This window comes from Halorubrum ejinorense (assembly GCF_039522565.1).
GTDB classification, from domain to species: Archaea; Halobacteriota; Halobacteria; order Halobacteriales; family Haloferacaceae; genus Halorubrum; species Halorubrum ejinorense.
Genome location: NZ_BAAADQ010000015.1, coordinates 250,156 through 272,839, shown reverse-complemented (window position 1 = coordinate 272,839; position 22,684 = coordinate 250,156). Strand labels below are relative to the sequence as shown.

Annotated in this window: 23 protein-coding genes; 11 read left to right on the top strand and 12 right to left on the bottom strand. The window is 70.6% G+C overall.

Annotation, left to right across the window (positions count from 1 at the left end; translation table 11 throughout):
* Positions 1–80 precede the first annotated feature (80 nt).
* Positions 81–854 carry a TSUP family transporter gene (locus ABDZ89_RS14680; RefSeq protein WP_343780347.1) on the top strand — a complete coding sequence of 258 codons (774 nt, stop codon included), beginning with the start codon at positions 81–83 and terminating at the stop codon, positions 852–854.
* A gap of 36 nt (positions 855–890) precedes the next feature.
* Here the strand turns inward: ABDZ89_RS14680 and ABDZ89_RS14675 are convergent, their stop codons facing one another.
* Positions 891–1,421: a PH domain-containing protein gene (locus ABDZ89_RS14675; RefSeq protein WP_086215401.1), complete on the bottom strand. Its 531-nt coding sequence runs from the start codon at positions 1,419–1,421 to the stop codon at positions 891–893.
* Positions 1,418–2,071 carry a PH domain-containing protein gene (locus ABDZ89_RS14670; protein ID WP_004595300.1) on the bottom strand — a complete coding sequence of 218 codons (654 nt, stop codon included), beginning with the start codon at positions 2,069–2,071 and terminating at the stop codon, positions 1,418–1,420. The genes ABDZ89_RS14675 and ABDZ89_RS14670 overlap by 4 nt, the downstream gene beginning before the upstream one ends.
* Before the next feature lie 205 nt (positions 2,072–2,276).
* On the opposite strand from ABDZ89_RS14670, the gene ABDZ89_RS14665 reads away from it, so the two are divergent.
* Complete coding sequence (locus ABDZ89_RS14665; protein WP_343780345.1) at positions 2,277–3,176, top strand: Vms1/Ankzf1 family peptidyl-tRNA hydrolase; 900 nt, start codon at positions 2,277–2,279, stop codon at positions 3,174–3,176.
* 316 nt (positions 3,177–3,492) lie between these two features.
* Positions 3,493–5,682, top strand: coding sequence for a PGF-CTERM sorting domain-containing protein (locus ABDZ89_RS14660; RefSeq protein WP_371152392.1), 2,190 nt, complete (start codon positions 3,493–3,495; stop codon positions 5,680–5,682).
* A gap of 88 nt (positions 5,683–5,770) precedes the next feature.
* On the opposite strand, the gene ABDZ89_RS14650 is transcribed toward ABDZ89_RS14660, so the two are convergent.
* The 5 genes from ABDZ89_RS14650 to ABDZ89_RS14630 all read right to left on the bottom strand — a co-directional run bounded on the left by ABDZ89_RS14650 (position 5,771) and on the right by ABDZ89_RS14630 (position 7,862).
* Positions 5,771–6,181: a rhodanese-like domain-containing protein gene (locus ABDZ89_RS14650; protein ID WP_343780344.1), complete on the bottom strand. Its 411-nt coding sequence runs from the start codon at positions 6,179–6,181 to the stop codon at positions 5,771–5,773.
* A complete protein-coding gene (locus tag ABDZ89_RS14645; protein ID WP_343780343.1) occupies positions 6,181–6,507 on the bottom strand; it encodes a cupin domain-containing protein in 327 nt (108 codons plus the stop codon). Before ABDZ89_RS14645 ends, ABDZ89_RS14650 begins: the two co-directional genes overlap by 1 nt.
* A gap of 44 nt (positions 6,508–6,551) precedes the next feature.
* Positions 6,552–7,085: a cob(I)yrinic acid a,c-diamide adenosyltransferase gene (locus ABDZ89_RS14640; protein ID WP_343780342.1), complete on the bottom strand. Its 534-nt coding sequence runs from the start codon at positions 7,083–7,085 to the stop codon at positions 6,552–6,554.
* On the bottom strand, positions 7,082–7,321 hold the full coding sequence (locus tag ABDZ89_RS14635; RefSeq protein WP_343780341.1) for a glutaredoxin family protein: 240 nt from the start codon (positions 7,319–7,321) through the stop codon (positions 7,082–7,084). The genes ABDZ89_RS14640 and ABDZ89_RS14635 overlap by 4 nt, the downstream gene beginning before the upstream one ends.
* Positions 7,322–7,463: 142 nt before the next feature.
* Positions 7,464–7,862 carry an acyl-CoA thioesterase gene (locus ABDZ89_RS14630; RefSeq protein ID WP_343780340.1) on the bottom strand — a complete coding sequence of 133 codons (399 nt, stop codon included), beginning with the start codon at positions 7,860–7,862 and terminating at the stop codon, positions 7,464–7,466.
* Between the two features lie 110 nt (positions 7,863–7,972).
* Here ABDZ89_RS14630 and ABDZ89_RS14625 point away from each other — a divergent pair, with 110 nt between their 5' ends.
* Entirely contained in the window at positions 7,973–8,464 is a 492-nt protein-coding gene (locus ABDZ89_RS14625) for an Lrp/AsnC family transcriptional regulator (protein WP_343780338.1), read from the top strand.
* Between the two features lie 20 nt (positions 8,465–8,484).
* Here the strand turns inward: ABDZ89_RS14625 and ABDZ89_RS14620 are convergent, their stop codons facing one another.
* Positions 8,485–9,501, bottom strand: coding sequence for an amidohydrolase family protein (locus tag ABDZ89_RS14620; RefSeq protein ID WP_343780336.1), 1,017 nt, complete (start codon positions 9,499–9,501; stop codon positions 8,485–8,487).
* A gap of 297 nt (positions 9,502–9,798) precedes the next feature.
* Here ABDZ89_RS14620 and ABDZ89_RS14615 point away from each other — a divergent pair, with 297 nt between their 5' ends.
* From ABDZ89_RS14615 to ABDZ89_RS14595, 5 genes are all read left to right on the top strand, one after another.
* A complete protein-coding gene (locus ABDZ89_RS14615) occupies positions 9,799–11,280 on the top strand; it encodes a proton-conducting transporter transmembrane domain-containing protein (RefSeq protein ID WP_343780334.1) in 1,482 nt (493 codons plus the stop codon).
* A complete protein-coding gene (locus ABDZ89_RS14610) occupies positions 11,270–13,714 on the top strand; it encodes a DUF2309 domain-containing protein (protein WP_343780332.1) in 2,445 nt (814 codons plus the stop codon). The genes ABDZ89_RS14615 and ABDZ89_RS14610 overlap by 11 nt, the downstream gene beginning before the upstream one ends.
* Before the next feature lie 147 nt (positions 13,715–13,861).
* On the top strand, positions 13,862–14,473 hold the full coding sequence (locus ABDZ89_RS14605; protein WP_343780330.1) for a peptide-methionine (S)-S-oxide reductase MsrA: 612 nt from the start codon (positions 13,862–13,864) through the stop codon (positions 14,471–14,473).
* A gap of 172 nt (positions 14,474–14,645) precedes the next feature.
* Positions 14,646–15,596, top strand: coding sequence for a carbohydrate kinase family protein (locus tag ABDZ89_RS14600; protein WP_343780329.1), 951 nt, complete (start codon positions 14,646–14,648; stop codon positions 15,594–15,596).
* 225 nt (positions 15,597–15,821) lie between these two features.
* Positions 15,822–15,989 (top strand): hypothetical protein, encoded by a 168-nt coding sequence (locus ABDZ89_RS14595; RefSeq protein ID WP_343780328.1) that lies wholly within the window; start codon positions 15,822–15,824, stop codon positions 15,987–15,989.
* A gap of 75 nt (positions 15,990–16,064) precedes the next feature.
* On the opposite strand, the gene ABDZ89_RS14590 is transcribed toward ABDZ89_RS14595, so the two are convergent.
* The 3 genes from ABDZ89_RS14590 to ABDZ89_RS14580 all read right to left on the bottom strand — a co-directional run bounded on the left by ABDZ89_RS14590 (position 16,065) and on the right by ABDZ89_RS14580 (position 19,504).
* Complete coding sequence (locus ABDZ89_RS14590) at positions 16,065–16,283, bottom strand: YgaP family membrane protein (protein WP_343780327.1); 219 nt, start codon at positions 16,281–16,283, stop codon at positions 16,065–16,067.
* Between the two features lie 71 nt (positions 16,284–16,354).
* Positions 16,355–17,800: a sensor histidine kinase gene (locus ABDZ89_RS14585; RefSeq protein ID WP_343780326.1), complete on the bottom strand. Its 1,446-nt coding sequence runs from the start codon at positions 17,798–17,800 to the stop codon at positions 16,355–16,357.
* Positions 17,801–17,947: 147 nt separating this feature from the next.
* Positions 17,948–19,504 carry an MATE family efflux transporter gene (locus ABDZ89_RS14580; protein ID WP_343780324.1) on the bottom strand — a complete coding sequence of 519 codons (1,557 nt, stop codon included), beginning with the start codon at positions 19,502–19,504 and terminating at the stop codon, positions 17,948–17,950.
* A 161-nt stretch (positions 19,505–19,665) separates the two neighbouring features.
* On the opposite strand from ABDZ89_RS14580, the gene ABDZ89_RS14575 reads away from it, so the two are divergent.
* Entirely contained in the window at positions 19,666–19,923 is a 258-nt protein-coding gene (locus ABDZ89_RS14575; RefSeq protein WP_343780323.1) for a hypothetical protein, read from the top strand.
* A 196-nt stretch (positions 19,924–20,119) separates the two neighbouring features.
* A complete protein-coding gene (locus ABDZ89_RS14570; RefSeq protein ID WP_343780322.1) occupies positions 20,120–21,805 on the top strand; it encodes a histidine kinase N-terminal 7TM domain-containing protein in 1,686 nt (561 codons plus the stop codon).
* A 117-nt stretch (positions 21,806–21,922) separates the two neighbouring features.
* On the opposite strand, the gene phoU is transcribed toward ABDZ89_RS14570, so the two are convergent.
* A complete protein-coding gene (gene phoU / locus ABDZ89_RS14565; protein ID WP_343780321.1) occupies positions 21,923–22,597 on the bottom strand; it encodes a phosphate signaling complex protein PhoU in 675 nt (224 codons plus the stop codon).
* Between the last annotated feature and the right edge of the window lie 87 nt (positions 22,598–22,684).

The window sequence follows — 22,684 nt, the reverse complement described above, 5'->3', positions numbered from 1 at the left end:
CGATGTCGGGCCGCGGACGCCGCCGGAGCCGCCCGATCGGGCACTCGTGTTATTATGCCGGTCCGGCTCGTGTCGAACGTATGGCGCTCGCGCTCTCGGCCGAGCTAGTGGCGACCGTCGCGGTCGCGGGCGCCGTCAACGGGGTCGCGGGGTTCGGCTTCGCGGTCGTGGGGACGACGGTGCTCGCGTCGACGCTCGACCCGGCGGCCGCCGTCGCGTTCATGATCGTCCCGATGTTCGCGGTGAACGTCGCCCTCGTCGGAGAGCTCACGCGCGAGGAACTGCGGACCTGCGGGGCCCGGTTCGCACCGCTGCTCGTGGCCGCGCTCGTCGGCACCCTCGCGGGGATGGCGCTGCTCGATCGCCTCCCGGCGGCTCCCCTGCGCGTCCTGCTCGGCGTCGTCTCGCTCGGGTTCGTGGCGACCGCGCAGCGCGCGGTCTCGCTCCCGTCGCTGCCGACTTCGGCCGACCGCGAGCGCGCCGAAGGCCCGCTCGTCATGGGGGTCGTGGGCGTCGTCTCCGGCGTCCTGTTCGGCGCGACGAACGTCGGCGTCCAGCTGGTCGCGTTCGTCCGGAGCTTCGACCTCTCGCACGGGGTGTTCGTCGGCGTCGTGGCGCTGGTGTTCGTCGGGATCAACGGCCTTCGCGTCGGGGCCGCGGGCGCGCTCGGACTCTACCCGGACGCCGCGTTCGCGCTCGCGTCGGCCGCCGCCGCGGTCCCCGCGGTCGCCGGCGTCGCCGTCGGGACTCGCCTCCGAGACCGCGTGAGCGAGCGGCTCCGGCGCGGCCTCGTCCTCGGCCTCCTCACGGTCATCGGGCTCCGGCTGATACTCGGCGGCGCGGGCGTCGCCTGACCGGTGTCGCCGTCGCTCCGCCGGAGTCGCCGCCGGTCAGTCGACTGCGGCCTCGATGTCGCGGACGACGGACAGCACCGCCCGCCACTGCTCGACCGTCCCGGGCGGCTCGCGGTCGACGGTCCCGGTCCGGTCGGTGATCGACCGTCGGACCGCCTGCGGGTCGTCGATCCGGCGGAGCTCGAGGTCCGGCCCGCCGGCGACTTCGATCGTGACCGTGCCGTACCCGAACGCGGAACCGGTCACCGATTGACTGTACGCCGTGTTCTGTACCTGTGCCAGCCCGACGCGGCGGACCTTTCGGCCGAGCACGCCGCGTTTCGACCAGATCGCTCGAGTCGTGACCACGTAGTCGGTCCGTGTGACGCGGAGCAGTTCCCAGCCGGCGATGCCGACGCCCAGCGGGCTCGCCGCGGCGATGCGCGGGTCGACCGCGGCCGCCGCGAGGAGCGCGACGGCGACGGTCGCGACGCCGACGACGCCCCCGCCGAGCGCCGCCGACAGCCGCGGGCGACCCGTCCACACGACGGTCTCGTCGTCGTGCCGAAACCACCAGTCGCCGGTCATCGGTCCTCGCGCGCCGTCTCCGACGCGGTCCGCTCGGCGCCGACGTCCTCGCCGGTCGCGGTCGGCGTCTCGGCGTCGCCGCCGGCACCGTCGTCGGTGACCGCGGAGCGGATCGCGCGAAGTTCGACGAGGATCTCGGCGAGCACGTCGTCGGCGTCGCCGTCGCCGTCGGCGCTGTCCCGCTTTCCGGCGTCGATCTCCCTGGCGATCAGCTCCTGGACCGACGCCGGGTCCGGAATGCTCCGGAACCGTAGCTCGACGCCGGAGCCGCCGGCGGTGCTGACCTCGACCGACCCGTACCCGAGCGACGAACCGATGGCCGACTGCGAGTAGGAGATGTTCTGTACCTTCTCGAACCCGATCTGTTTCACGTCCCGGGAGAGGATGCCCCGCTTGCTGTAGAGCCCCTTGTTCGTGACGACGTAGTTCGTGTTCTTGTACTGGAGGTAGCTCGCGGCGACGATCGGGATCCCGACGAGGACGAGCGACAGGGGAACGCCGACGAGAAGCGCCGGGACGACGCTGTACCTGTGCGGCGTGCTCGCCCAGCGGATCTCCTCGTCGTCCTCGAGCGACAGCCAGTCGAGGTCGAGGTCGGCGGTGACGCCGTTGCCGGTCTTCGGTTCCTCTTGGAGGGACGGAGACGACATATCCCCCGAAGCGTCGGGAGACGCTAAAACGGTGGCGGAGGCGCACCGATCGGATCACGCGCGAAGCGGACGACGTGAACGCGGCGACGAACGGTCGCGCGGGAGACGGCGGCGGACGGTGGCGCGACGCGCGGACGGCCCGGAGAGCGGCGTCCGTCTCCGCCGCAGACGCACCTTTTACGTCGCGGCGGGTCGCGAATTCGGTATGATCGACAGGCTGCTCGGGCGCGCCGAACTGAAGGAGCGCATCGAGGAGTTGGAGGAGGAGAAGCGTCACCTCGAACGCCGCGCCGAGGCCGAGGAGGAGCGGCGGTCCGACGCGGTCGCCGACCGCCAGCGCGCCGAGGAGCGCGTCAACGAGCTCGAACACCGGATCGAGTCGTTAGAGGAGCGGCTCGACCGGGCCGAGGGAACCGAGGCGTCCGTCGAGTTCCGACGCGTGAGCGACCTCCGCGGCCCGCGACTGGCCGACGCGCTCGACCGCTTCCGCGCCGTCGAGAGCGACGACCCCGAGGGACTGCTCACCGCGTTCGTTCCCGACGCCGACTCGGTTCCGGAGACCGTCGCCGACTGGTTCGGCGACCGCACGGCGCTCGTCCGGCGCGCGGCGCCGGCGGTCGTCGTGGCCGACGACACCGGTGCGGCCAGCGCGGCGCTGTCGCCGCCGATAGCGCCCGACCCCTTCGACGAGTGGAGCGACCGGTTCCGGCTGGACGACGCGTGGTTCCGGCCGACCGGGCGGTTCGCGTTCGCGCTGGTTCGGGCGGACACGTTCGCGCTCGGCACCTACGAGGGCGGCGAGCGGGTCGCGTACGAGGGGTTCAGCTCCGACGTGAAAGAGGCCCACTCGAAGGGCGGCTTCTCGCAGGGCCGCTTCGAGCGCCGCCGAGAGGGACAGATCGACGACCATCTCGACGGGGCGAACGAGGCGCTCGCGGGAGTCGAGAACGTCGACCGGACGATAGTCGTCGGCGAGCGCAGCGTGTTGGGGCGGGTTCGCGACCACGCCGACGTCACCGACGTGTCGGACGCCACCGGGAAGCCGAAGGCGGCCCTCGAGGACGCGTTCCGCGACTTCTGGACCGTCAGGGTACACGCGATCTGACGCCGCGTCGGCCAGCCCCGTCGGGACTCGCTCGACCGGGAGACTCACTCGACGCACGACTCACTCGACGCACGACTCGGCCGACGCACGACTCGCCCGAATCCACCCAGAGCCGTCGCTTCGCCGGCGGTAAGCCGCGCATACCTTTGATATCGGATAGCACACTGACGCACGGAGGGAAAGTCACTCGCTCCCTCCTCCCCCCTCTTTTTCGCGGCTCTTCGACGCCTCCGTCGCCCCGGCTCCGCGCCGGTTCCCGGCGGCCCGGACGGAACGCGAGGAACAGCCATATATCGGCGACGGACGTGGTGCGTCCATGACACGGTCGGGTTCGGGCCCATCGGTCCGATCTGTCGTCGCCGCCTCGCTCGTCGCAGTCCTGCTGGTCACCGCGCTGCCGGCCGGCGGCGCCACGGTCGGGGACCTCGACGCGTCGGACGAGGACACCTACCACGGATCGATCGGTCTCGAACCGACCGACGGAGCCGGAAGCGCCGCGGTCGCGGACGGGGACCGAGGAGGCGACGCGAGACAGACCGACGACTCTGACACGATCCGCCTGCGGAACGAACTGTCCGAGACCGACGAGGCCGGAACGGTTGGCGTCACGACTCGGGCGGCGATCCCGGACCGCGTCACGGAGCTCCGCGTGACCCTGTTGAGCGCGAACGACGGCGCGGTCGAGGCCGACGGGTTCGAGCGCGCGGACGACGCGGGCCCCGACGAGTCGGCGTGGGTGTGGGACGGCGAGACGCCGACGCCCTCGCTCACGTACGCGACGGACGTCAACGTCACCGTCGAGGAGTCGGGGCCGCTGGCTACCCGCGGGACCTACCGGTTCGCCGACGCCGGCGAGTGGGCGTTGGTCCGGACGCCGCGGACGAGTGCGAGCTGGTCGTACACCGGACAGTACGACGGGCAGGTCGGCCTGACGCGCGAGAACGTCGTCGACGGCGAAGGAGTCGCCTCGCAGGCGATGGCGTTCCTCGGCCCCTACGAGGAGCGCGTCCGGGAGGCCGACGGCCGGCGCTACCGGCTGATCGTCCCCGAGGCGGCCGACACCGAGGCGACGCCGGAGGAGGTGTTCGGCGCCTTCGACTATGCGTCGGCCGCGCTGCGAGTTGGCGCGCGCGACGAGACGGTGTTCGCCGTCGCCGCTCCCACCGACGGGGTCGAGTGGGGCGTCCGCGGCATTCAGATCGGCGACGCCGACCTGTGGGTCCGGGACGTCGAGCCCGCGGGCACGGCCGACGACGTCTGGACTCACGAGTACGTCCACACGCGGCAGGCGTTCGGTACCGACGCGAGCGGCCGGTGGATCACCGAGGCGAGCGCGACGTACTACGCCGCGCTGTTCGCGCTCGACCGCGGCGCCGCAAACTTCGCGGAGTTCGAGCGGACGTTGGCGCGCGGCGAACGCGATCCCGACGCCTCGGCGGTGCTCGCCGACCCCGGGACGTGGGAGGGGAACCCGGACTACACGAAGGGGGCGCTCGTCGCCGGGGCGATCGACCGGCGGCTCCGGGTCGCGACCGACGGGGGCGCCTCGCTCGCGACGGTCCTCCGCGACCTGAACGCCGCCGGGGAGCCGATCACCAACGAACACGTGCTCGACGCCGTCGAGGCCGCCGCGGCCGAGGGGGCCGACGACGAGACCGCGGCCGCGATCCGGGCGGAGGCCGAGCGCCTGACGACCACCCGGGACGCTCCCGAGACCTGGGGCCGCGACGCTCACGCGGAAGCGTTCGGCGAGACGCCGGCGCAGGTCGGGTACGTGCTCGCCGACGACGGCGTCAGGGCGACGGGCGAGTACCGCGACCGCCCGGTCGACGTGGATCCGGTCGAACTGGTCGCGGGCGAGCGGCTCGCGGTCGCCGTCGACGTCACCAATACCGGCGGCGTCGCCGGCGAGTACGACCTTTCGCTGACCGTCGACGGCGAGGCCGTCGCGACGCGAGTCGGGACCGTCGACGCCGGCGCGGCGACGACGGAGGAGTTCGAGTACGCGTTCTCCGAGCCGGGAACGTACGCGGTCCGAGTCGGCGGCGAGCGCCTGCGGGTCGTCGTCTCGGAGCCCGCGCCGCCGTCGGTCCGTGACGTTTCGATCGACGCCGACCGCGTGACCGCCGGCGAGTCGGTGCGCGTGACCGCGACCGTCGGCAACGACGCCGAACTCCCGGCGGGCGGCGACGTCGAGTTCCGCGTCGACGGCGAGACGGTCGACACGGCGCCCGTCCGACTCGACGCCGGCGCCGAGGCGTCGGTCGAGCGGAGCCTGACGCTCGGTGAGTCGGGGGATTCCGGCGGAATCGGTGCCGGAGACCGAGAGGTGAGCGTGAGCGTCGTCGGCCCCGAAGGCGAGGCGTCGACGACGGTCACGATCGAGGGGGCGGGCCCGATCGGCGGCGCGACCGACGACGCCGTGCCCGGGTTCGGGATCGTCGCGGCCGTAGTCGCGCTGCTGGCGGCTACGGGGCTGTTCGGACGGCGCGGGCGGAGCGATTAGAACGGCGCGGGCGGAGCGATTAGAACGGTGCGGACGGAGCGATTAGAACGGTGCGGGCGGAGCGATTAGAACGGTGCGGACGGAGCGATCAGAACGGCGCCTCGGGCCCCTCGTCGGTCTCGGCTACTCCGCCGGCCTCGTCCTGCGGCTCCGCGTCCGTCGTCTCCAGCTCGCCGACCTCGCGCTCCCAGGCCTCGATCCCGCCGCGGAGGCTGTCGACGCGGGCGTCGGCGGTCCCCTCGTAGCTGCCGATCAGCTGGGCCGCCTGCTGGCTGGCGACGCCGTGCGGACAGACGGTGACGATCCGGTCGGCGCCGTCGAGTTCGGCGATCCGGCTCGTCAGTTCGGGGAACGGGATACACTCGCTGTCGGGGAGGTGGCCCCGGTCGAAGGCGCGCTGGTCGCGGATGTCGACGATGCGGGGCGGCTCGTCGGCGGACCCGTCGCCGCGCTCCGACAGCAGCGACGACAGCTCCTCGGGATCGATTTCGCCGTCCATCAGGGGAGGGGAGCGAGGCTGGCCGTGAGCACGGCTCGCTCGTCGGTGTCGTTTCGCGCGCCGTGGACCGCGCCGCGCTCGTTCGGAACCACCGCGGGGGCCGCGAGCGTTTCCTCCTCGCCGTCGCGAGACACGGTCGCTTCCCCCTCCAGAACGTGGAAGACGTTGGTGGCGTCGGCGTGTTCGTGCGGGTCCACGGCCGCGTCCGGCCCCAGCACGAACGCCTTCACGAGCACGTCGTCGGTGACGAGGAGTTCCGCGGTCTCGACCTCCCCGCGGGCCGGGTCGAGGTCGGCGACCGCCGTCGCGTAGCTGTCGAGCGTCATACCCGTATCTCGCGCGGGACGGTGAAAAGTCGCGCGCTCGGGCGTCAGTACGACGGCGACTCCTCCGGCTCGCCGTCGCGGGCGTTCGCGACGCGACCGGCCGTGAACAGGAGGTCCGAGAGCCGGTTGAGGTACGTGACGACGGCCTCGTTTATCTGCTCCGAGCGCGCGAGGTCGACGACGCGACGCTCCGCGCGTCGAACCACGGCGCGCGCGTGGTGGAGCGCCGCCCCCGCCTCGCCGCCGCCGGGCAGGATGAACGACGTGAGCGGCTCCAACTCCTCGTCGAAGGCGTCGATCCGGTCTTCCAGCTCGTCGACGTGGCCGGCGTCGACCTGCGGGTCGTCCGGGTCGGGATCGGGGTTCGCGAGGTCGGCTTGGACGACGTGAAGGTGGTTCTGGACCGTCTCCAACAGGTCGTCGAGGTCGTCGTGGCCGGTCGGGCGGACCGTTCCGAGCAGCGCGTTCGCCTCGTCGACGGTGCCGTACGCCTCGATCCGGTGGCTCGACTTCGACACCCGGCTCATGTCGCGGAGGTCGGTCTCGCCCTCGTCGCCGCGACCGGTGTAGATGCTCATGCGAGGGTCCTCTCGACGTACTCGACGATGTTCGCGCTCTCCGCCATCGTCACGCCGCGATCCTCGTCGACGAGCACCGGCACGCCGCGCTGGCCGCTGACCCGCTTGACCTCGTTCCGCTCGGAGTGGAGCGCGCCGACCCACTCCATCTCGTAGGCGACGCCCGCGTCGTTTAGCGCCTCGTGGACCGTCTCGCAGAAGGGACACCCGTCGAGGGCGTACAGTCGAACGCTCATACAGATCGATCCGTCCGCGGCGTCAAGAAGGTGTGCGTCCGTCGCGGTCGGGGGCGAGCCGCTCGGTCGGGGGGCGAGTCGCTCGGTCGGGCCGCGAGTCACGCTCGCGTCCGTTCAGCGGTCTGCGCAGCCGCGTGGCTCCTCAGAGCTCGTGGTACGACTCCATCGCGGTCCGGTGTGCCTCCGGGATCGGCATCGGCTCGCCGGTGTCGGGGTCCAGCGAGACGATAGTCGCCTCGGCCTCCGCGGCGACCGCGTCGCCGACGCGGATCTCGTGGGTCATCGTCGCGCTCGACCGGCCGAGATCGGCGAGTTCGACGGTGACGGTCACGTCCCCGTCGGTCAGTTCGATCGGTCGCCGGAAGTCGATCGACAGCGACGCCAGCACGCTCGACGACTTGGAGATGTCCATGTCGAGGACGTCACGGAAGTACCGCGTCCGGGCCTGCTCGACGTACGTCGCGTAGACGGCGTTGTTGACGTGGCCCAACGCGTCGATGTCGCGGAACCGCACGTCGATGTCCACGGTGTAAGGTGCCATGTCCGACCCATTGGCGGGGACCCTATGTAGGCGTCGGGATCGGATCGCCGCCCCGCGCCGACGCCCGACAACGTATAAAAACGGCACGCGCCTATCACGAACGGACAGGTATGGATAACGGAGAAATCGACGACGTCGACAGGGCGATCCTGTACGCGTTACAGGAGGACGCGCGAAACACGTCGTCCGGGGACATCGCGGAGCGGGCGGGCACCTCGGACAGCACCGTCCGCAAGCGCATCCAGCGGCTGGAGTCCGACGGCGTGATCAAAGGGTACAGCGCCAGCGTCGACTACCAGCGGTCCGGCTACCCGCTCCGGATGCTGCTCTACTGTACCGCGTCGATACCCGAACGCGGTGAGATGATCCCCGAGATCCTCGCCGTCGACGGCGTCGTCTCGGTCCAGGAACTGGTCACCGGCGAGGAGAACCTCCTCGTGACCGTCGTGGGCGAGTCGGACAGCGACATCACGCCGGTGGCGCAAGAGCTCCTCGACATGGGGCTCACCGTCTCCGACGAGGTCCTCGTTCGGACCCACGAGACCACGCCGTTCGGTCGGTTCGACGCCGGAGACCGCGACGGCGACGGCGACAGCGATTAGACGAGGAGCGCTGACGGCGACTAGACGAGCACGCGGTCGACGTCTAGCGCCGTCGCCCGCCGGACGACCGCGCGCACCGGGTCGTCGGTGCCCGCGAGGTTGTCCGAGTCGCCGTCGAAGACGACGAGCGCCGCCCGCCGACCGGGCTCGATGACGCCGCAGTCGAGGTCGGCGATCTCGGCCCCGGCGGCGGTGGCCATCCGCAACACCTCCCGCGAGCTCACGTCGAACCGCTTCGCCGCGTAGGCCATCTCGCGGAGCATCGAGGGCGGGTTCAACATGACGTTGTCGCTGCCGAGCGCGACCGTCGTGTGATCGAGCAGCTCCCGCACCGGCGGCGTGCCGACGCCGAGGACCTCGTTCGCGCGGGGACACACCGCGACCGGCACCGACTCCGCCGCGACGCGCTCTAGGTGTTCGTCGGCGGCGTGAACCATGTGAACGAGGAGGTCCGGGTCGAGGTCGAGCGCCGGGTGGATGTCGCTGGCGTCCGGTTCGCCGGCGTGGATCGCGAAGGGGCGACCGCGCTCCTCGCAGGCGGCGCGCTCCGCGGCGAAGTCGTCGTCGTTCGCGCCGGAGGCGCCGTAGCCGTCCGCGACGTCGAGGACGGACGGCTCGTCGCTCCCGAAGATGAACGGGTCGACGCCGACGCCCTCGGCCGCCTCGCGGAGCGCCCGCGCGCCGGCGGTCCCCGACTCCCGGAAGTCGAGCGTCGAGACCGTGCCGGTGCGGCGCATGAACCGGAGCGTGCGCCGCATCGACGAGACGAGTTCCGCGCGGTCCGCGGCCGCCAGCCGCCGGTGTTTCAGGCTGTCGGGCGGGGCCACCGCCTCGTCGAGCGAGAGCCCGACCGCGGCCTCCTTCGCGACCGAGTCCCCGAGGTGGGTGTGCGCGTTGACGAACGCCGGTACCACGATGTCGGTCGACGCCGTGTTCGTCTCCTCGACGGCATCGATCCGACCGCCTTCGACGACGACCCGACCGCGGACCGGCTCGAACGACTCCCCGGCGAGGACGGTCCCCGAGAGTTCTTCCATACCACCACTCCGGACTCGGGAACGATATGATTTCCTGAGTGCCCACACCGAACGGTTTGGGAATTGACCTCCGCTCGCGCCTGAAGACGCGGGACCCGCTCCGCCGCGGAGCTGGACCTCCGAGCGGTTGCCGCCGGAACGCAATAACCATAATGTTCTATAATACACTTCTTTCGAACGATTTGTGAATACAGACAGTTTTAATAGACGTTACGTTCTCAAACACGTCCAGAGACGACCGAAGACGGAAGCGAAGTCGGTTCGCCTCCAGAGACCGGTCGTGTGATGGACTAAACGATGTCAGGACGCACCTCGGAACCGACGGTCGGAACGCCCCGGGCGACGGCTGAATCGCCGTCCGTGCCCGCCGCACTGACGTGGCTCGTCTGGTCGCTGTTCGCCGCGAGCGTCGCCGCGCTCGTCATCCGAGTCCGACTCGGGGGTGCGTGGGAGATCCCCGGCGCGGTCGCCGTCGACGGCCTGACCGTTCTCATGTGGGTGGTCGTCACGTTCTTCAGCGGGGTCGTCCACAGCTACTCTCGCCGGTACATGGCCGGGAGCGCCCACCAGACGCGGTTCTTCGCCACGGTGTTCGCGTTCACCGTCGCCGTGATGTGTCTCGTCGCGGCCGACCACCTCGCGCTGTTCGCGGCGTGCTGGCTGGCGATGGGACTCCTGATGGCGCGGCTCGTCGGCACCGTCGAGGGGTGGGCGCAGGCGCGGGCCGCAGCGAGCGTCGCTCGCAGGTACTTCCTCGCCAGCAGCGCGCTCCTCGCGGTCGCGCTGACGGCGCTGTGGTGGGCGACCGACGCGACGACCGTGTCCGGCGTCGCCGCGGCCGCCGACGACCTCGGCGGGGCCGCACTGGTCGTCGCCGGCGTGGCGCTCGTCCTCGCGGCGATGATCCAGTCCGCCCTCGTCCCGTTCCACGGCTGGCTGCTCTCCTCGATGACCGCGCCGACGCCGGCGTCGGCGCTGATGCACGCCGGGTTCGTCAACGCGGGCGGCATCCTCCTGACGCGGTTCGCTCCGGTGGTGACCGCGGAGACCGCCCTCATGCTCGGGATCGTGGTCGTGGGCGCGGCGAGCGCCCTCCTCGGAAAGCTGCTCAAGACCGTCCGGTCGGACGTGAAAGGGGAACTGGGCTGCTCGACGGTCGGACAGATGGGTTTCATGATCATGCAGGCGGGGCTCGGGTTCTTCGCCGCCGCCGTCACGCACCTCGTCCTCCACGGCTTCTACAAGGCGTACCACTTCCTCAGTTCGGGCGAAGCGATCGAACGCGTCGAACCGGGCGACCGCGAGCGCGAGGGAACGGGCCTCGTCGGCGGGGTCGTCGTCCTCCTGACCGGGCTGGCGGGCGGCGCGGCGTTCGCGGTCCTGACCGGGAAGGGAACGGCCCTCGACAGCGGACTGCTGCTCGCGCTGTTCGTCGTCCTCACGACGCTCCACGCGGCCCGGAGCGCCGTCGGACGGACTGCCCTGTCCGCGACCGGGCGCTACGCGGCGGTCCCGGCCGTCTTCCTCCCGGCGATCACCGTCTACGCGCTCGCGTACGAGGCCGTGTCCGGGCTCCTCGCCGGGCTGCCGGTCGTCTCGGCGCCGACCGAACTGAGCGCGCTCCACGCGCTCGTCGGCGTCGTCTTTCTCGCGGCGTACGTCGCCGTCGAGGCCGGGGCCTACCGGCGGAGCCGGCGGCTCTACGTCGCGCTGTTGAACGCGAGCCAACCCGCTCCAGAGGCCGTGTTGACCGCCACGGAGGAGTACGATGACTACTGAGCGCGCCCTCCGGGAGAGCGTGGAGAACGCGGCAGCGGCCGTCGGGTCGGTCTGGCCCGCCCACTCGTTCGTGACGGCGAACCCGCTCTCCGGGTTCGAGGACCGCCCGTTCACGGAGGCCGTCGCCGAGGCGTCCGACCTCCTCGGCGGCCGCGGGTATCCCCGGACGGAGACCTTCCGGGCCGCCCTCGACGCGGGCCGGATCGACCGCGAGCGTCTCGAATCGGAACTGGCCGAGCGCGGCCACGACGACGACCCGGAGGCCCTGCTGGAGCGCATGGACGCCGCCGAGGTGCCGGAGCGTCCGACCGACGAGACGGAGGGGGTCGACCGCGTGCTGACGAAGTGGCTGTCGGCGTTCCTCGACGAGGGACGGGCGCAGTGGCCGATGCCGAACCGGGAGGACGGGTTCTACGAGGCGTTCCGCTCGGTGGCCGGACACGACGAGCAGATTCCCGACCGGGGGGTCGTCGCCGACCTGCCGGAGTCGGCGCTCGACGCCGTCGAGTCCGTCATGGCGCCGTATGCCGAGGGGCGGTGGGAGTCGGTCTTCGAGGCGCAGTTCGCCGCGCTGCCGGGGTGGACCGGCCTCCTCAAGCGTCGCGCCGCCGACGAGGGCGCGTGGCAGTCCGCGTACCCGATCACGCTCTCGGACTACCTCGCCGTCCGCCTCGCGCTGGCGGACGCCTTCGAGGTCGACCTCGCGGCGTCGGCCGATGCGACCGACCGGAGCGTCGAGCCGGCGGACGAACTCGCCGACGCGTTCCTGACCGCGTGGGAGGCGAGCTACCGGGGCGACCTCGTCGAGCGGGTCGCCGCCGAGAGCGAAGACCGGGAGGGGGGCGCGGTGGGAGGCGAGGGCGTGGCCCCCGACGAGGGCGACGCGGGAGACAGGCCGGACGCGCAACTGGTGTTCTGTATCGACACGCGCTCCGAGGTGATCCGGCGTCACGTCGAGGCGACCGGCGACTACGAGACTCACGGCTACGCCGGCTTCTTCGGCGTGCCGATGGCGTACGAGGGCTACGACTCCGAGGTGACCGTCGACGCCTGTCCCCCGATCCTCGACGCGGAACACCGGATCTCGGAGGTCCCGAACGAGGGAGACACGCGGGCGAAGCGCGACCGCTGGTCCCGGCTCCGGGAGGCCGTCGGCGAGACGGTTGAGACGCTGCGGTCGAACCCCGGGACCGCGTTCAGCTTCGTCGAGAGCGCCGGAGGCGGGTACGGGCTGGCGCTGGCGGCCCGGACGCTCCTTCCCGGCCGCGTCCACGACCTGCTGGACGTCGCCGACGACGCGGTGCCCGACGACCACGAGTTCTGCGATCAGCGCCTCGACCACGAGCCGGCGTCCGACGGCGACCTCCCGGCGGGGCTGACCCGCGAGGAGCGGGTCGAGTACGCCGCCACGGCCTTCGAACTGATGGGCTGGGAGCGGTTCGGGCGGCTCGTCGTGTTCACCGGCCACGCCGGCGAGACGGCGAACAACCCCTACGCGTCGAGCCTGGACTGCGGCGCCTGCGCCGGCAACCCCGGCGGGCCGAGCGCGCGCGTCCTCGCGGCGATCTGTAACGACCGGGAGGTCAAGGCGGCGCTCCGCGAGCGCGGCATCGACGTGCCCGAGGACACGGTCTTCCTCGCGGCCCAACACAACACGACGACGGACGAGGTCGACCTGTACGACAAAGATGTCCCCGAGTCGCACGCGGACGACCTCGATCGGTTGCGCGCCGACCTCGCCGAGGCGCGCGAGGGAGCGGCCACGGAGCGCGCCGCGTCGATGGGCGCCGAGGGCTCCTCGGGCGTGCGCGAGACGGAGCGCCGCGCGGCCGACTGGGCCGAGACGCGCCCCGAGTGGGGACTGGCCGGCAACGCCGGGTTCGTCGTCGGGCCGCGCGGACTGACGAGCGACCTCGACCTCGACGGGCGCGCCTTCCTCCACTCGTACGACTGGGCGACCGACCCCGACGGCGACGCGCTCGAAGCGATCCTCACCGGACCGATGGTCGTCACCCAGTGGATCAACGCCCAGTACTACTTCTCGACGGTCGACAACGCGGCCTACGGGAGCGGGTCCAAGGTGACCCAGAATCCGGTCGGCAACGTCGGCGTCTACCAGGGGAACGGCGGCGACCTCATGAGCGGACTGCCGCTCCAGTCGGTCATGGCCGGGACCGACGAGCCGTACCACCAGCCGCTCCGCCTCTCGACGGTCGTTCACGCGCCGGTCGAGCGTGCGGAGTCGGTCCTGGCCGACCACGGGGCGGTGGCCGAACTGCTCGACAACGACTGGCTCTCGCTGACGGTCGTCGATCCGACGCGGGACCACCGCGCCTTCCGCTACGAGTCGGAGTTAGAGTGGTCGGCCGCGACCGAGTCGGCGCGGGTCGAAGCGCCCGGCGAGGCGAACGCACCGACCGTCGCGGACGACTGACGGAGGTCGGCCAGCGGAGACGGGTCGCCGGGGTCCGTCGCGCCCCCGGACCGCCGACACGCTCTTGCCCGTCGGAGCCCGGACGAGAGACGTATGTGGCGCCGCCTGTCGCGACCGGGACGGCGGCGCTACCGGAGAGTACGACCGATGACACTCACACCACGCGCGATACGCGAGTACGACGAGCGAGCCCCGGAGCCGGAAGAGACCGAGACGGCGACGTTCGGGCTCGGCTGCTTCTGGGGTCCCGACGCGAGCTTCGGCGCGCTCGACGGCGTCGTCCGGACCCGAGCCGGCTACGCCGGGGGCACGAAGACCGACCCGACGTACCAGTCGCTGGGCGACCACACCGAGGTGGTTCAGGTCGCGTTCGACCCCGACGCGATCGGATACGCCGACCTCGTCGAGCGCGTCTTCCGCCAGCACGACCCGCACTCGCAGACCCGGAAGGCCCAGTACCAGAACGTGGTACTCACCGAGACGCGGGCGCAGGGAGCGGCGCTCGCCGAGTTCCTCCGCGAGCGCGGGTTGGAGCCGGACGCGGTCGGCACCCGAATCGAGCAGCTCTCGCGCTTTTACCCGGCGGAGGCGTACCATCAGAAGTACAAGCTCCGGTCGGAGGCGGAGTTCATGGACGCGTTCGACGAGGCGGGATACGACGACGCAGCGTTGCGTGAGTCCCCCGCGGCCGCGAAGCTGAACGGCTACGTGGCCGGGAACGGGAGCGGCATCGCCGACGAGCTGTTGGCCGCCGAGTAGTGCGCGGGAGCGGGAGAGCGGGCAGGTGCGAGAGAGCCGACGGCGAACGCGACGCGCGACGGCCGGACCCCTGCGAGTTTATGGCGTCCACGGAACTACGACCGGACGTGAACGGAGTGCGTCAGTCGACGCGGCAGGCTCGAACTCGACCCGTCGCTCGCGGTGAGCGGCGGTGACCGACGCCGACAGCGGCGTCCTCGTCGTCGGCGACACGACCGTCGACCTGTACCCGGTCGGCGAGGGACCGTTGGCGAGCGGGAGCCGCTTCGAGTGGCACGTCGGCGGGACGGCGACGAACGTCGCGCGGTGGACCGCCGGACTCGGGTGTGACGCCGCGCTCGTGACCGACGTCGGGAGCGACGCCGCCGGGGAAATGGCCGCGAACCACCTCGACGAGAGCCCGGTCGACACGGACCGCGTCGCGCGCGTCGACGCGCCCTCGCCGCTCACGCTCTGCGTGCCGAGCGACGACGGAGACCGGTGGGACGCGTGGGTGCGCGGGAGCTGTTACGGCTTCACGCCGCCGGACGACCCGGCGTCGCTCGTCGGGTCGTTCGACTGGCTCCACCTGGAGGGCGTCACGCTCCCCCCGACGGTGAACCGGTCGGCGGTCCGCCGGCTCGCAGCGGCGGCGAGCGACGGGGGAACGAAGGTCGCCTTCGACCTGAACGGGCGGACGAACCAGTGGGAGAGCGCCGCGGCGTACCGGAGGGCGCTCGGGGAGGTGCTCCCCCACTGCGATCTGGTGTTCGCGGGCACCGACGACCTCGCGGTCGCGGGCGTCGCCCCGACTCCCGACGGGCTCGTCGACCGACTCCCTGCGGACCACTCGGGCGTGGCGTTTCTCACGGACGGCGCGTCGCCGACGGTCGGGCTGCGTCTCCGAGACGGGACGGTCGTCGAGCGCGTCGCAGCGTCGCCGCCGAGTGTCTCGGTCGCGACGACCGCCGGAGCCGGGGACGCCTTCGCCGGCGCCGTCCTCGCGGCGCGGCGGCGCGGCGTCACGGACCTGTGCGAACTCGCCGCGGTCGGTAACGCGGCCGGCGCGGCGGCGGCCGCGACGGTCGCACCGTTCGATCCGGACGCCGCAGCGGTCGTCGCGGAGCGGCTCGACGACCCCTGATCGGTCGCCGATCGGTTCGGGCGACGGCGGGTCCGGACGCCGGGCGCGGCCGGGTTCAGGTGAGGTGGGTCCGGACGCCGGGCGCGGCCGGGTTCAGGTGAGGTGGGTCCGGACGCCGGGCGCGGCCGGGTTCAGGTGAGGTGGGTCCGGACGCCGGGCGCGGCCGGGTTCGCGCGGGGGCGGATCACCCCATACGTTTTGTCGATATGAGACGAACGGCCGAACATGGCGTTCAAAGACGACCTCGCGAACGGCGTTATCTCGCTCGTGCTCGGCATCGCGATCACGTGGCTGACCGTCTCCGGCGACGACCACGACACGTCGGACCTCCTCGTCGCGGTCGCTATCAGCTCGTTCTTTTCGGGCTACTTCACGAGCTACTTCGCGAAGTGACCGGAAGGCGACCGCGTCGATTCCTGTCGGCGCGTCTCCGCCGTCAGTCGCCCTGACCTCGGTCGCTTCGGCCCGTCAGTCGACCGGGCAGCGGTCGATGCCGAGCGCGCGGTACAGCAGACACCGCCGTGTCGCGCCCTCGACGATCAACACCGCACCGGCGACGCCGAGCCCGACCGCGGAGACGACCGGGACGCTGACGCGGCCGGTCGCGGCGAGCAGTGCCAGCGCCGCGATAGCGACGCCGCCGACGATCCGGGCGAGCGCGTCGAGTCGTCCGACGTTTCGTTTCACGAACGATAGGAGGCGCCACAGCGGCTAAAAGCTTGAGTGGGCCGACGGGCCTCGGCTCCGAGACCGCGTCGCTACGAGACGGACAGCGCCTCGGTGGTCGCGTCCGACCGCTGGTCGACGAACTCGAACCGCGCACCGCCCGCCTCGCCTTCGGTTATCGTCACTTCCCAGCCGTGCGCGTCGGCGACCCGCTTTACGATCGAGAGGCCGAATCCGGTTCCGCCGGCGGCGGTGGTGTAGCCGGGCTCGAAGACCTGCTCGCGGCGTTCCCGGTCGATCCCCGGCCCGTTGTCGGCGACGTAGAATCCGTCGCCGACGCGACCGACCGTCACCGTGACCGGCGAGTCGGCGTGTTCGACCGCGTTCCGCATGAGGTTCTCCAGCAGCTGACGGAGTCGGGACGGGTCGCCGTCGACGACCAGCTCCGCGTCCGGCAGGTCGAGCGAGTCGTCCGCACAGCAGAACGGCTCCCACGCCTCGGCGGCGATGGCGGTCACGTCCGTGGGCTCGGTCTCCGAGACCGTCTGCCCCTCGCGGGCGAGCGTCAGCAGGTCCTCGATCATCTGTTCCATCCGCTCGTGCTCCGTTTCGAGCCGGTCGAACGCGTCCTCGTCCCCCGTCGCCCGAGCGAGGTCAGCCGCCGTCTTCGCGTTCCCGAGCGGCGTCCGGAGGTCGTGTGAGACGATCGACGTGAACTCGTCGAGGCGTTCGTTCTGTCGGAGCAGCTCCTGGCGTCGCCGCTGCTCGGCGGTCGCGTCCCTGAGTATCCCGACCGAGCCGCGGAACTCGTCGTCGAAGGGGAGCGCGGCCATGTGGTCGTAACACGGCACGACGTCGCCGTCGGCGGTGCGGATGTCGACTTTGAACTTCTGTCTGTCCGGGCCGGTCGAGGAGACGATCTGCGAGAGCATGTCGTTCGCCGTCTCGACTCCCTCGTCGGTCTTGATCAGACCCGGCGTGCTGCCGAGTATCTCCTCGCGGTCGTAGCCGGTCAGCTCGACGAACGCCTCGTTGACGTACTCGAACGCGGCGTCCTCGTTGACGACGTAAACCGGGTAGCCGAGCGCCCGCAAGACCGTCGAGTAGCGCTCGGACTCGATTCGACTGCGGTGTTCCGCCGCCGCGTGCTGGACCCGGTTCGCGAGCCGACGGATCTGGTCCGGCCCGCCCTTCTGGAGGTAGCCCGTGACGCCGGCGTTGATCGCCTCCGCGGCGATCTCCTCGCTCCCCTTCCCGGTGTAGAGGACGAACGGGAGGTCGGGGTACCGGTCACGCACCGCTTCGAGCAGTTCGAGCCCGTCGCGCCCCGGCATCTCGAGGTCGCTGACGACGCAGTGGAACGTCTCCGCGTCGAGCCGTTCGAGCGCCTCGTCGGGGTCCGTCGTCGTCGCGACGGTGACCGCGTCCAACTCCTCGTCGAGGAAGGACTGCGTGAGGTCGAGAACCGCCGGATCGTCGTCGACGTGGAGCACCTCGATCGGCGCAGACGAGGCTCGCTGTGGGTTTTCGATCGACATTCAGTATATCAGTTCTAACGGGCTCTACCGACTAAAAACACGGGATCAACGCGATTGGAATCGGCCGAACCGACGGGGTGCGCGAGCAGCGATCAGCATCGGATTCGGCCGGTGTCGTGCGCCCGGGTCGCGCGCGCGGCCGCGACCTCAGTCGTCACCGGTCGTCGTCGATTCGTCGGCCGCGGGGGTCGGTTCGTCGCCGGCGGTAGTCGAGTCGTCGCCGACGGCGGCCGTGCCGCCGGCGTCCTCCCCGTTCCCGGACTCGTCGGTCGCGTCGGCGTCGGCTCCGTCGGTCAGGGCGCTGCCGCGCCAACCGCCGCTCTCGAACCAGCCGGCGGCGACGACCGCCGCGACGACCCCGGAGACGGCGAAGGCGAACCAGATGCCCGTCGGGCTGGGGGAACCGAAGAACCACGCGTCGGTCGGGACGAGCCCCTGCGAGGCGACGTACGCGATCGGGAGCCGGATGAAGCCGAACAGCACGACCGCGATGGCGGCGGCGGTCAGCGTCTTCCCGGCCCCGCGGAACCCGCCGCTGTACGCGCGGAGCACGCCGACGAAGCCGAACGTCGGAGCGATCCACCGGAGGAACGACGCCCCCTCGGCGACGACGGCCGGCGAGTCGTCGAACACGGCGATGATGTCCGGCGCGAACGCGAAGGTGACGACGCCGAGCAGCGACAGGAGGACGAACGACGTCTTCGCGGCGAACCGGTTGGTCGCGACGACGCGGTCCTCGCGGCCGGCGCCGATGTTCTGTCCGGTCATCGCCTCGACGCCGCGGTCGATGGCGATGGCGGGCATGAAGATCATCGAGAAGACGCGGACGCCGACGCCGAAGCCCGCGACGACCGGGGTCGAGAACAGCGTCACGATGACCAACACGGCGTTGATCGATACCGCCCGGCCGGTGTTCTCGATCGACGCCGGGACGCCGATCCGCAGCAGTTTCCGGCTGTACCCGAGGTCGGGCACCATCTGTCTGGGGTGGATCTGGATCCCGTGGGCGCCGCGGAGCATGATCCAGAGTCCGACGACCATCGCCGATCCCCGGGAGAAGACGGTCGCGATCGCCGCCCCCTCGACGCCGAGTTCGGGCAGCGGTCCGACGCCGAAGATCAGCAGGGGATCGAGGGCGACGTTGAGGACGACCGTGCCGAACATCACCAGCATCGGCGTGACGGTGTCGCCGGCGCCGCGCATCAGCGCGATGAAGACGGTGAAACCGAAGAGGAACGGCAGTCCGAGGCTGATGACCTCCATGTACTCGGTCGCCAACCCCAGCACCGCCGGTTCCGCCTCGAAGACGTTCAGCAGGTCGGCGACGAACTGGAAGCCGAGGGCGCCGAGGCCGACGCCGGCCAACAGCGTGAACGCGACCGTCTGCGAGGCCGCGTACTCCGCGCGCTCGGACTGCTCCGCCCCGGTGTGTTGTGCGACCAGGACGCTTCCGGCGACCGTGAGGCCGAGTCCCAGCGAGATGAACAGGTAGACGAGCGGGAAACCGAGGCTGATCGCCGCCAGCGCTTCGGTGCTGTACCGGCCGAGCCAGAACGTGTCCGCGAGGTTGTAGCCGACTTGGAGGAGATTGGTGATGACGATCGGCAGCGACAGGAAAAACAGCGACCACGGGATCGAGCCGTCGGTCAGGTCGAGTTCCGACTGGGACTTGAACAGGCTCCCGACGCGCTCGCGGAGGCTCACCGGTGACCTCCGGCGCGGAGGGCCGCCCGACGCTCGACGGCTCGACAGCGAGACGTGTGGAGAATCAACGACGATCCGTACGGTACTGAGGTAATTAAATCGTGTCCCCGGCGAGAACGACTCCCGTCGGCCGTCGAGCCGAGAGAAAAACGAAAAAGGTAATGAACGACGACGACCCCGTTTCGGACCGACGGAAGCGAGATGACATCATGGCGAAATTAGGACTACTGACGAGCGTTGGAGGGCTCCTCGTCAGCGCCGTCGGTACCCTGCTGCTGTTCCTCCACGCGACCAGCGAGTACCACTCGGCGATCCAAGACATGGGGACGATAGCGGTCGCGTACCTCGGCCTCGTTCTCCTCGGCGTCTCGATGTCGGTCACCGGGGTCGCGCTCCTGTCGAGCGGAAAGGGAGACTGAGGGGGCGGACACGGGTCGAGCAGCGGGGGAGGGAGCTCCGGTACCCCGTCGCTCTCGGTGCGGGGGCGACGGCGGCACGCCGGAGAACGGTGTCCCCGTGCGGGAGTGCGGGTTCGATCACGGAAGGGCGTGGACGCGATCGGACGGCCGTGACCACAAGTTTATCACAGGCTCCATTTAACCGACTGGTACTTCGATGAACGCGAGCGCCATCGGAATCGGGGTCGTCCTCGGTTCGTTCGGTGCCGCCGTCGGCGCGTCGTACCTACTCTGGTATCTACACCTCCAAGAGGGGAGGTCGGGGTCGGACTGGTTCATGGGGAACATGGCGGCCGTCGCGGTGTTCTGTGGCTCGTACGGCGCCTCGTTGCTCGTCAGCAACGAGTCGGTCCGGGTCGCGCTCGGCGTGGTCTCGTTCACGGCCCTCTGTTTCATGGGGCCGTTTTTCCTCGTGTTCGGACTCGATTACACCGGGCGCCGGGACCTCGTCAACGCGCCGCTCCTCGCACTCGTCGGTGCCGTCCCGCTCGTGGCGGGCGTCGCGGCGGTGACGAACCCGGTCCATCACCTGATCTGGACCGACTTTCAGTTCGCGCCGGCGTTCGGTCTCGCGACCGTTTCCTACGCGGTCCAGCCGGTAGGGATCGTCGCGCTCCTGTTCTCCATCGGAACCGGCGGCGTGGGGTCGCTCCTGTTGGTCGGCGCGATATCGAGCTACGGGCCGCTGTATCGGCGCGAAGCCACGGCGGTCGTCCTGAGCACCGTGCCCCCCACCGTCGGCGTGTCGCTGTGGCTGTTCGAGGTGGGGCCGGTCCCGCAGTTACATCTCACGGCGCCCCTGATGCTCGTTCACGTGTCACTCGACGCGTACGCGTTCGTCGGGACGCACATGTTCGAGAGCAACCCGGCCACCCAACGGATGGCGGAACGGACCGGGCTCAACTCGCTGTCCGAGCCGGTGTTCGTCCTCGACACCGAACGCCGGATCGTCCGGGTGAACGACAGCGCTGCGGCGCTGTTCTTCGATGAACCGTCGGCAGCGCTCCCGAGACCGCTCGAAGCCGTCTTCGGTTTCGACTTAGCGGCGCTCCGTGAAGCGGGTGAGGTGTCGGCCGACGAGGCGGGCGGCAAGACGTTCGCGGTGTCCGACACGGTGTTGACCGACCCGGGCGGCGAGACAGTCGGGACCATGCTGGTCTTATACGACGTGACAGAGGAGCGGCAGCGCGAACAGCAGCTCTCGGTGCTCAACAGGGTTCTCAGACACAACCTCCGGAACGAGATGACGCTGATCGGCGGCCACGCGAGGCTGCTCACCTCGGACCTGCGGGATTCGGAACGGTCACAACAGGCGGGAACGATCGCGGCCGCGAGCGACCGGCTGCTCTCGATCGCGGAGAAGGTACGCGAGTTCGAGAAGATCCAAGAGCGGGGCGTCCGGCCTGAGGCCTGCTCGCCCTCCGCGGTCTTGGACTCGATCGACGAAACGTGGGGGGACGCGGACGAGGACCCGTCAGTCGAGCGCACCGTACGGCCTTCGGACCTTCGGATCCGGACCGACTCGCTGCTGCTTTCGACCGCGTTGTCGAACCTGATCGAGAACGCCGTCGTCCACTCGGCGGAGTCGGACCCGACGGTTCGGGTGAGCGTCAGGGAGTCGCCGGAGACGGACGGGCGGTTCGTCTTCGAGGTCCGCGACGACAACGAGCGGATACCGGAACACGAACTCGACACGATTCGAGCGGGCGGCGAGACGCCGCTCCAGCACGGACAGGGAATCGGGCTGTGGCTCGTCTACTGGAGCGTCCAGAAGCTACGGGGGGAGTTGACGTTCAGGTACGAGGACGGCAACGTGGCCGTCGTCACGATTCCGAATCTGTAACCGGAGGTGGGAACCGAGGTCGGGGACGGATTCCGTATAGCTCTCGGGGGTGTAGGTCACGAAGGCGGGGGTCTATCTGTCGGGATCGCTCCGAACGAAAAAACCGCCAGCCGACGGTCAGTACAGCAGTTCGTCGTCGTTCTCGATCATGTACAGCGACCGGGCGGCGATGTTGACCGCGTGGTCGCCCACGCGTTCGAGGTCGCGCACGGTGAGGAGGAGCCGCGAGACGTTTTGCATCGTCGCTTCCACGTCGGCGTCCTCGCGCAGTTCGTCGCGCTCGATCAGGTCGCGGACGACGAGGTCGCTCGCCGCCTCGCAGGCCGCGTCGAGGTCGTCGTCAGCCTCGGCGACGGCGTAACAGTGCTCCGGGCTCGACTCCGCGTACGCGTCCATCGCCTGCTCTAACATGTCCAGCGTGTCGTCGCCGATGCGCTGGACGTCGACGTCGGGGAACACCTCGCGGTCGGCCCGTTTGGCGTACTCCCCGAGGTTCGTCGCGAGGTCCGCGATCCGTTCGAGGTCGGTGATGATCTTGAACGACGCCGCGATGAACCGCAGGTCGCCGGCGACCGGCTGTTGGAGCGCGATGAGGTCCGTACACTGGCCCTCCAGTTCGAGGTACAGGTCGTTGATCTCGGCGTCGCCGGTGATCACCTCCTCACCGAGTTCGCTGTCCTGCTGTTCGAGGGCGTCGAGCCCCATCCTGAGGCGCTCTGCGACGACCTCGCTCATGTAGAGGACGTCGTCGCGGAGGCCTTCCAGTTTCGTCTGGTACTGTTCGCGTGGCATAGTGTTGGCGTAACCGCCACGCCGGACGCACAAAAACACGTCGGCGAGGTCGACGCCCGCCCCCGAAGTGACCGCCCCGGAGGGGAC

Bases quoted from the DNA above. Each gene is read 5' to 3' on its own strand.
- ABDZ89_RS14680 (WP_343780347.1), top strand. From the start codon at position 81: ATGGCGCTCGCGCTCTCGGCCGAGCTAGTGGCGACCGTCGCGGTCGCG.
- ABDZ89_RS14675 (WP_086215401.1), bottom strand. From the start codon at position 1,421: ATGACCGGCGACTGGTGGTTTCGGCACGACGACGAGACCGTCGTGTGG.
- ABDZ89_RS14670 (WP_004595300.1), bottom strand. From the start codon at position 2,071: ATGTCGTCTCCGTCCCTCCAAGAGGAACCGAAGACCGGCAACGGCGTC.
- ABDZ89_RS14665 (WP_343780345.1), top strand. From the start codon at position 2,277: ATGATCGACAGGCTGCTCGGGCGCGCCGAACTGAAGGAGCGCATCGAG.
- ABDZ89_RS14660 (WP_371152392.1), top strand. From the start codon at position 3,493: ATGACACGGTCGGGTTCGGGCCCATCGGTCCGATCTGTCGTCGCCGCC.
- ABDZ89_RS14650 (WP_343780344.1), bottom strand. From the start codon at position 6,181: ATGGACGGCGAAATCGATCCCGAGGAGCTGTCGTCGCTGCTGTCGGAG.
- ABDZ89_RS14645 (WP_343780343.1), bottom strand. From the start codon at position 6,507: ATGACGCTCGACAGCTACGCGACGGCGGTCGCCGACCTCGACCCGGCC.
- ABDZ89_RS14640 (WP_343780342.1), bottom strand. From the start codon at position 7,085: ATGAGCATCTACACCGGTCGCGGCGACGAGGGCGAGACCGACCTCCGC.
- ABDZ89_RS14635 (WP_343780341.1), bottom strand. From the start codon at position 7,321: ATGAGCGTTCGACTGTACGCCCTCGACGGGTGTCCCTTCTGCGAGACG.
- ABDZ89_RS14630 (WP_343780340.1), bottom strand. From the start codon at position 7,862: ATGGCACCTTACACCGTGGACATCGACGTGCGGTTCCGCGACATCGAC.
- ABDZ89_RS14625 (WP_343780338.1), top strand. From the start codon at position 7,973: ATGGATAACGGAGAAATCGACGACGTCGACAGGGCGATCCTGTACGCG.
- ABDZ89_RS14620 (WP_343780336.1), bottom strand. From the start codon at position 9,501: ATGGAAGAACTCTCGGGGACCGTCCTCGCCGGGGAGTCGTTCGAGCCG.
- ABDZ89_RS14615 (WP_343780334.1), top strand. From the start codon at position 9,799: ATGTCAGGACGCACCTCGGAACCGACGGTCGGAACGCCCCGGGCGACG.
- ABDZ89_RS14610 (WP_343780332.1), top strand. From the start codon at position 11,270: ATGACTACTGAGCGCGCCCTCCGGGAGAGCGTGGAGAACGCGGCAGCG.
- ABDZ89_RS14605 (WP_343780330.1), top strand. From the start codon at position 13,862: ATGACACTCACACCACGCGCGATACGCGAGTACGACGAGCGAGCCCCG.
- ABDZ89_RS14595 (WP_343780328.1), top strand. From the start codon at position 15,822: ATGGCGTTCAAAGACGACCTCGCGAACGGCGTTATCTCGCTCGTGCTC.
- ABDZ89_RS14585 (WP_343780326.1), bottom strand. From the start codon at position 17,800: ATGTCGATCGAAAACCCACAGCGAGCCTCGTCTGCGCCGATCGAGGTG.
- ABDZ89_RS14575 (WP_343780323.1), top strand. From the start codon at position 19,666: ATGAACGACGACGACCCCGTTTCGGACCGACGGAAGCGAGATGACATC.
- ABDZ89_RS14570 (WP_343780322.1), top strand. From the start codon at position 20,120: ATGAACGCGAGCGCCATCGGAATCGGGGTCGTCCTCGGTTCGTTCGGT.
- phoU (WP_343780321.1), bottom strand. From the start codon at position 22,597: ATGCCACGCGAACAGTACCAGACGAAACTGGAAGGCCTCCGCGACGAC.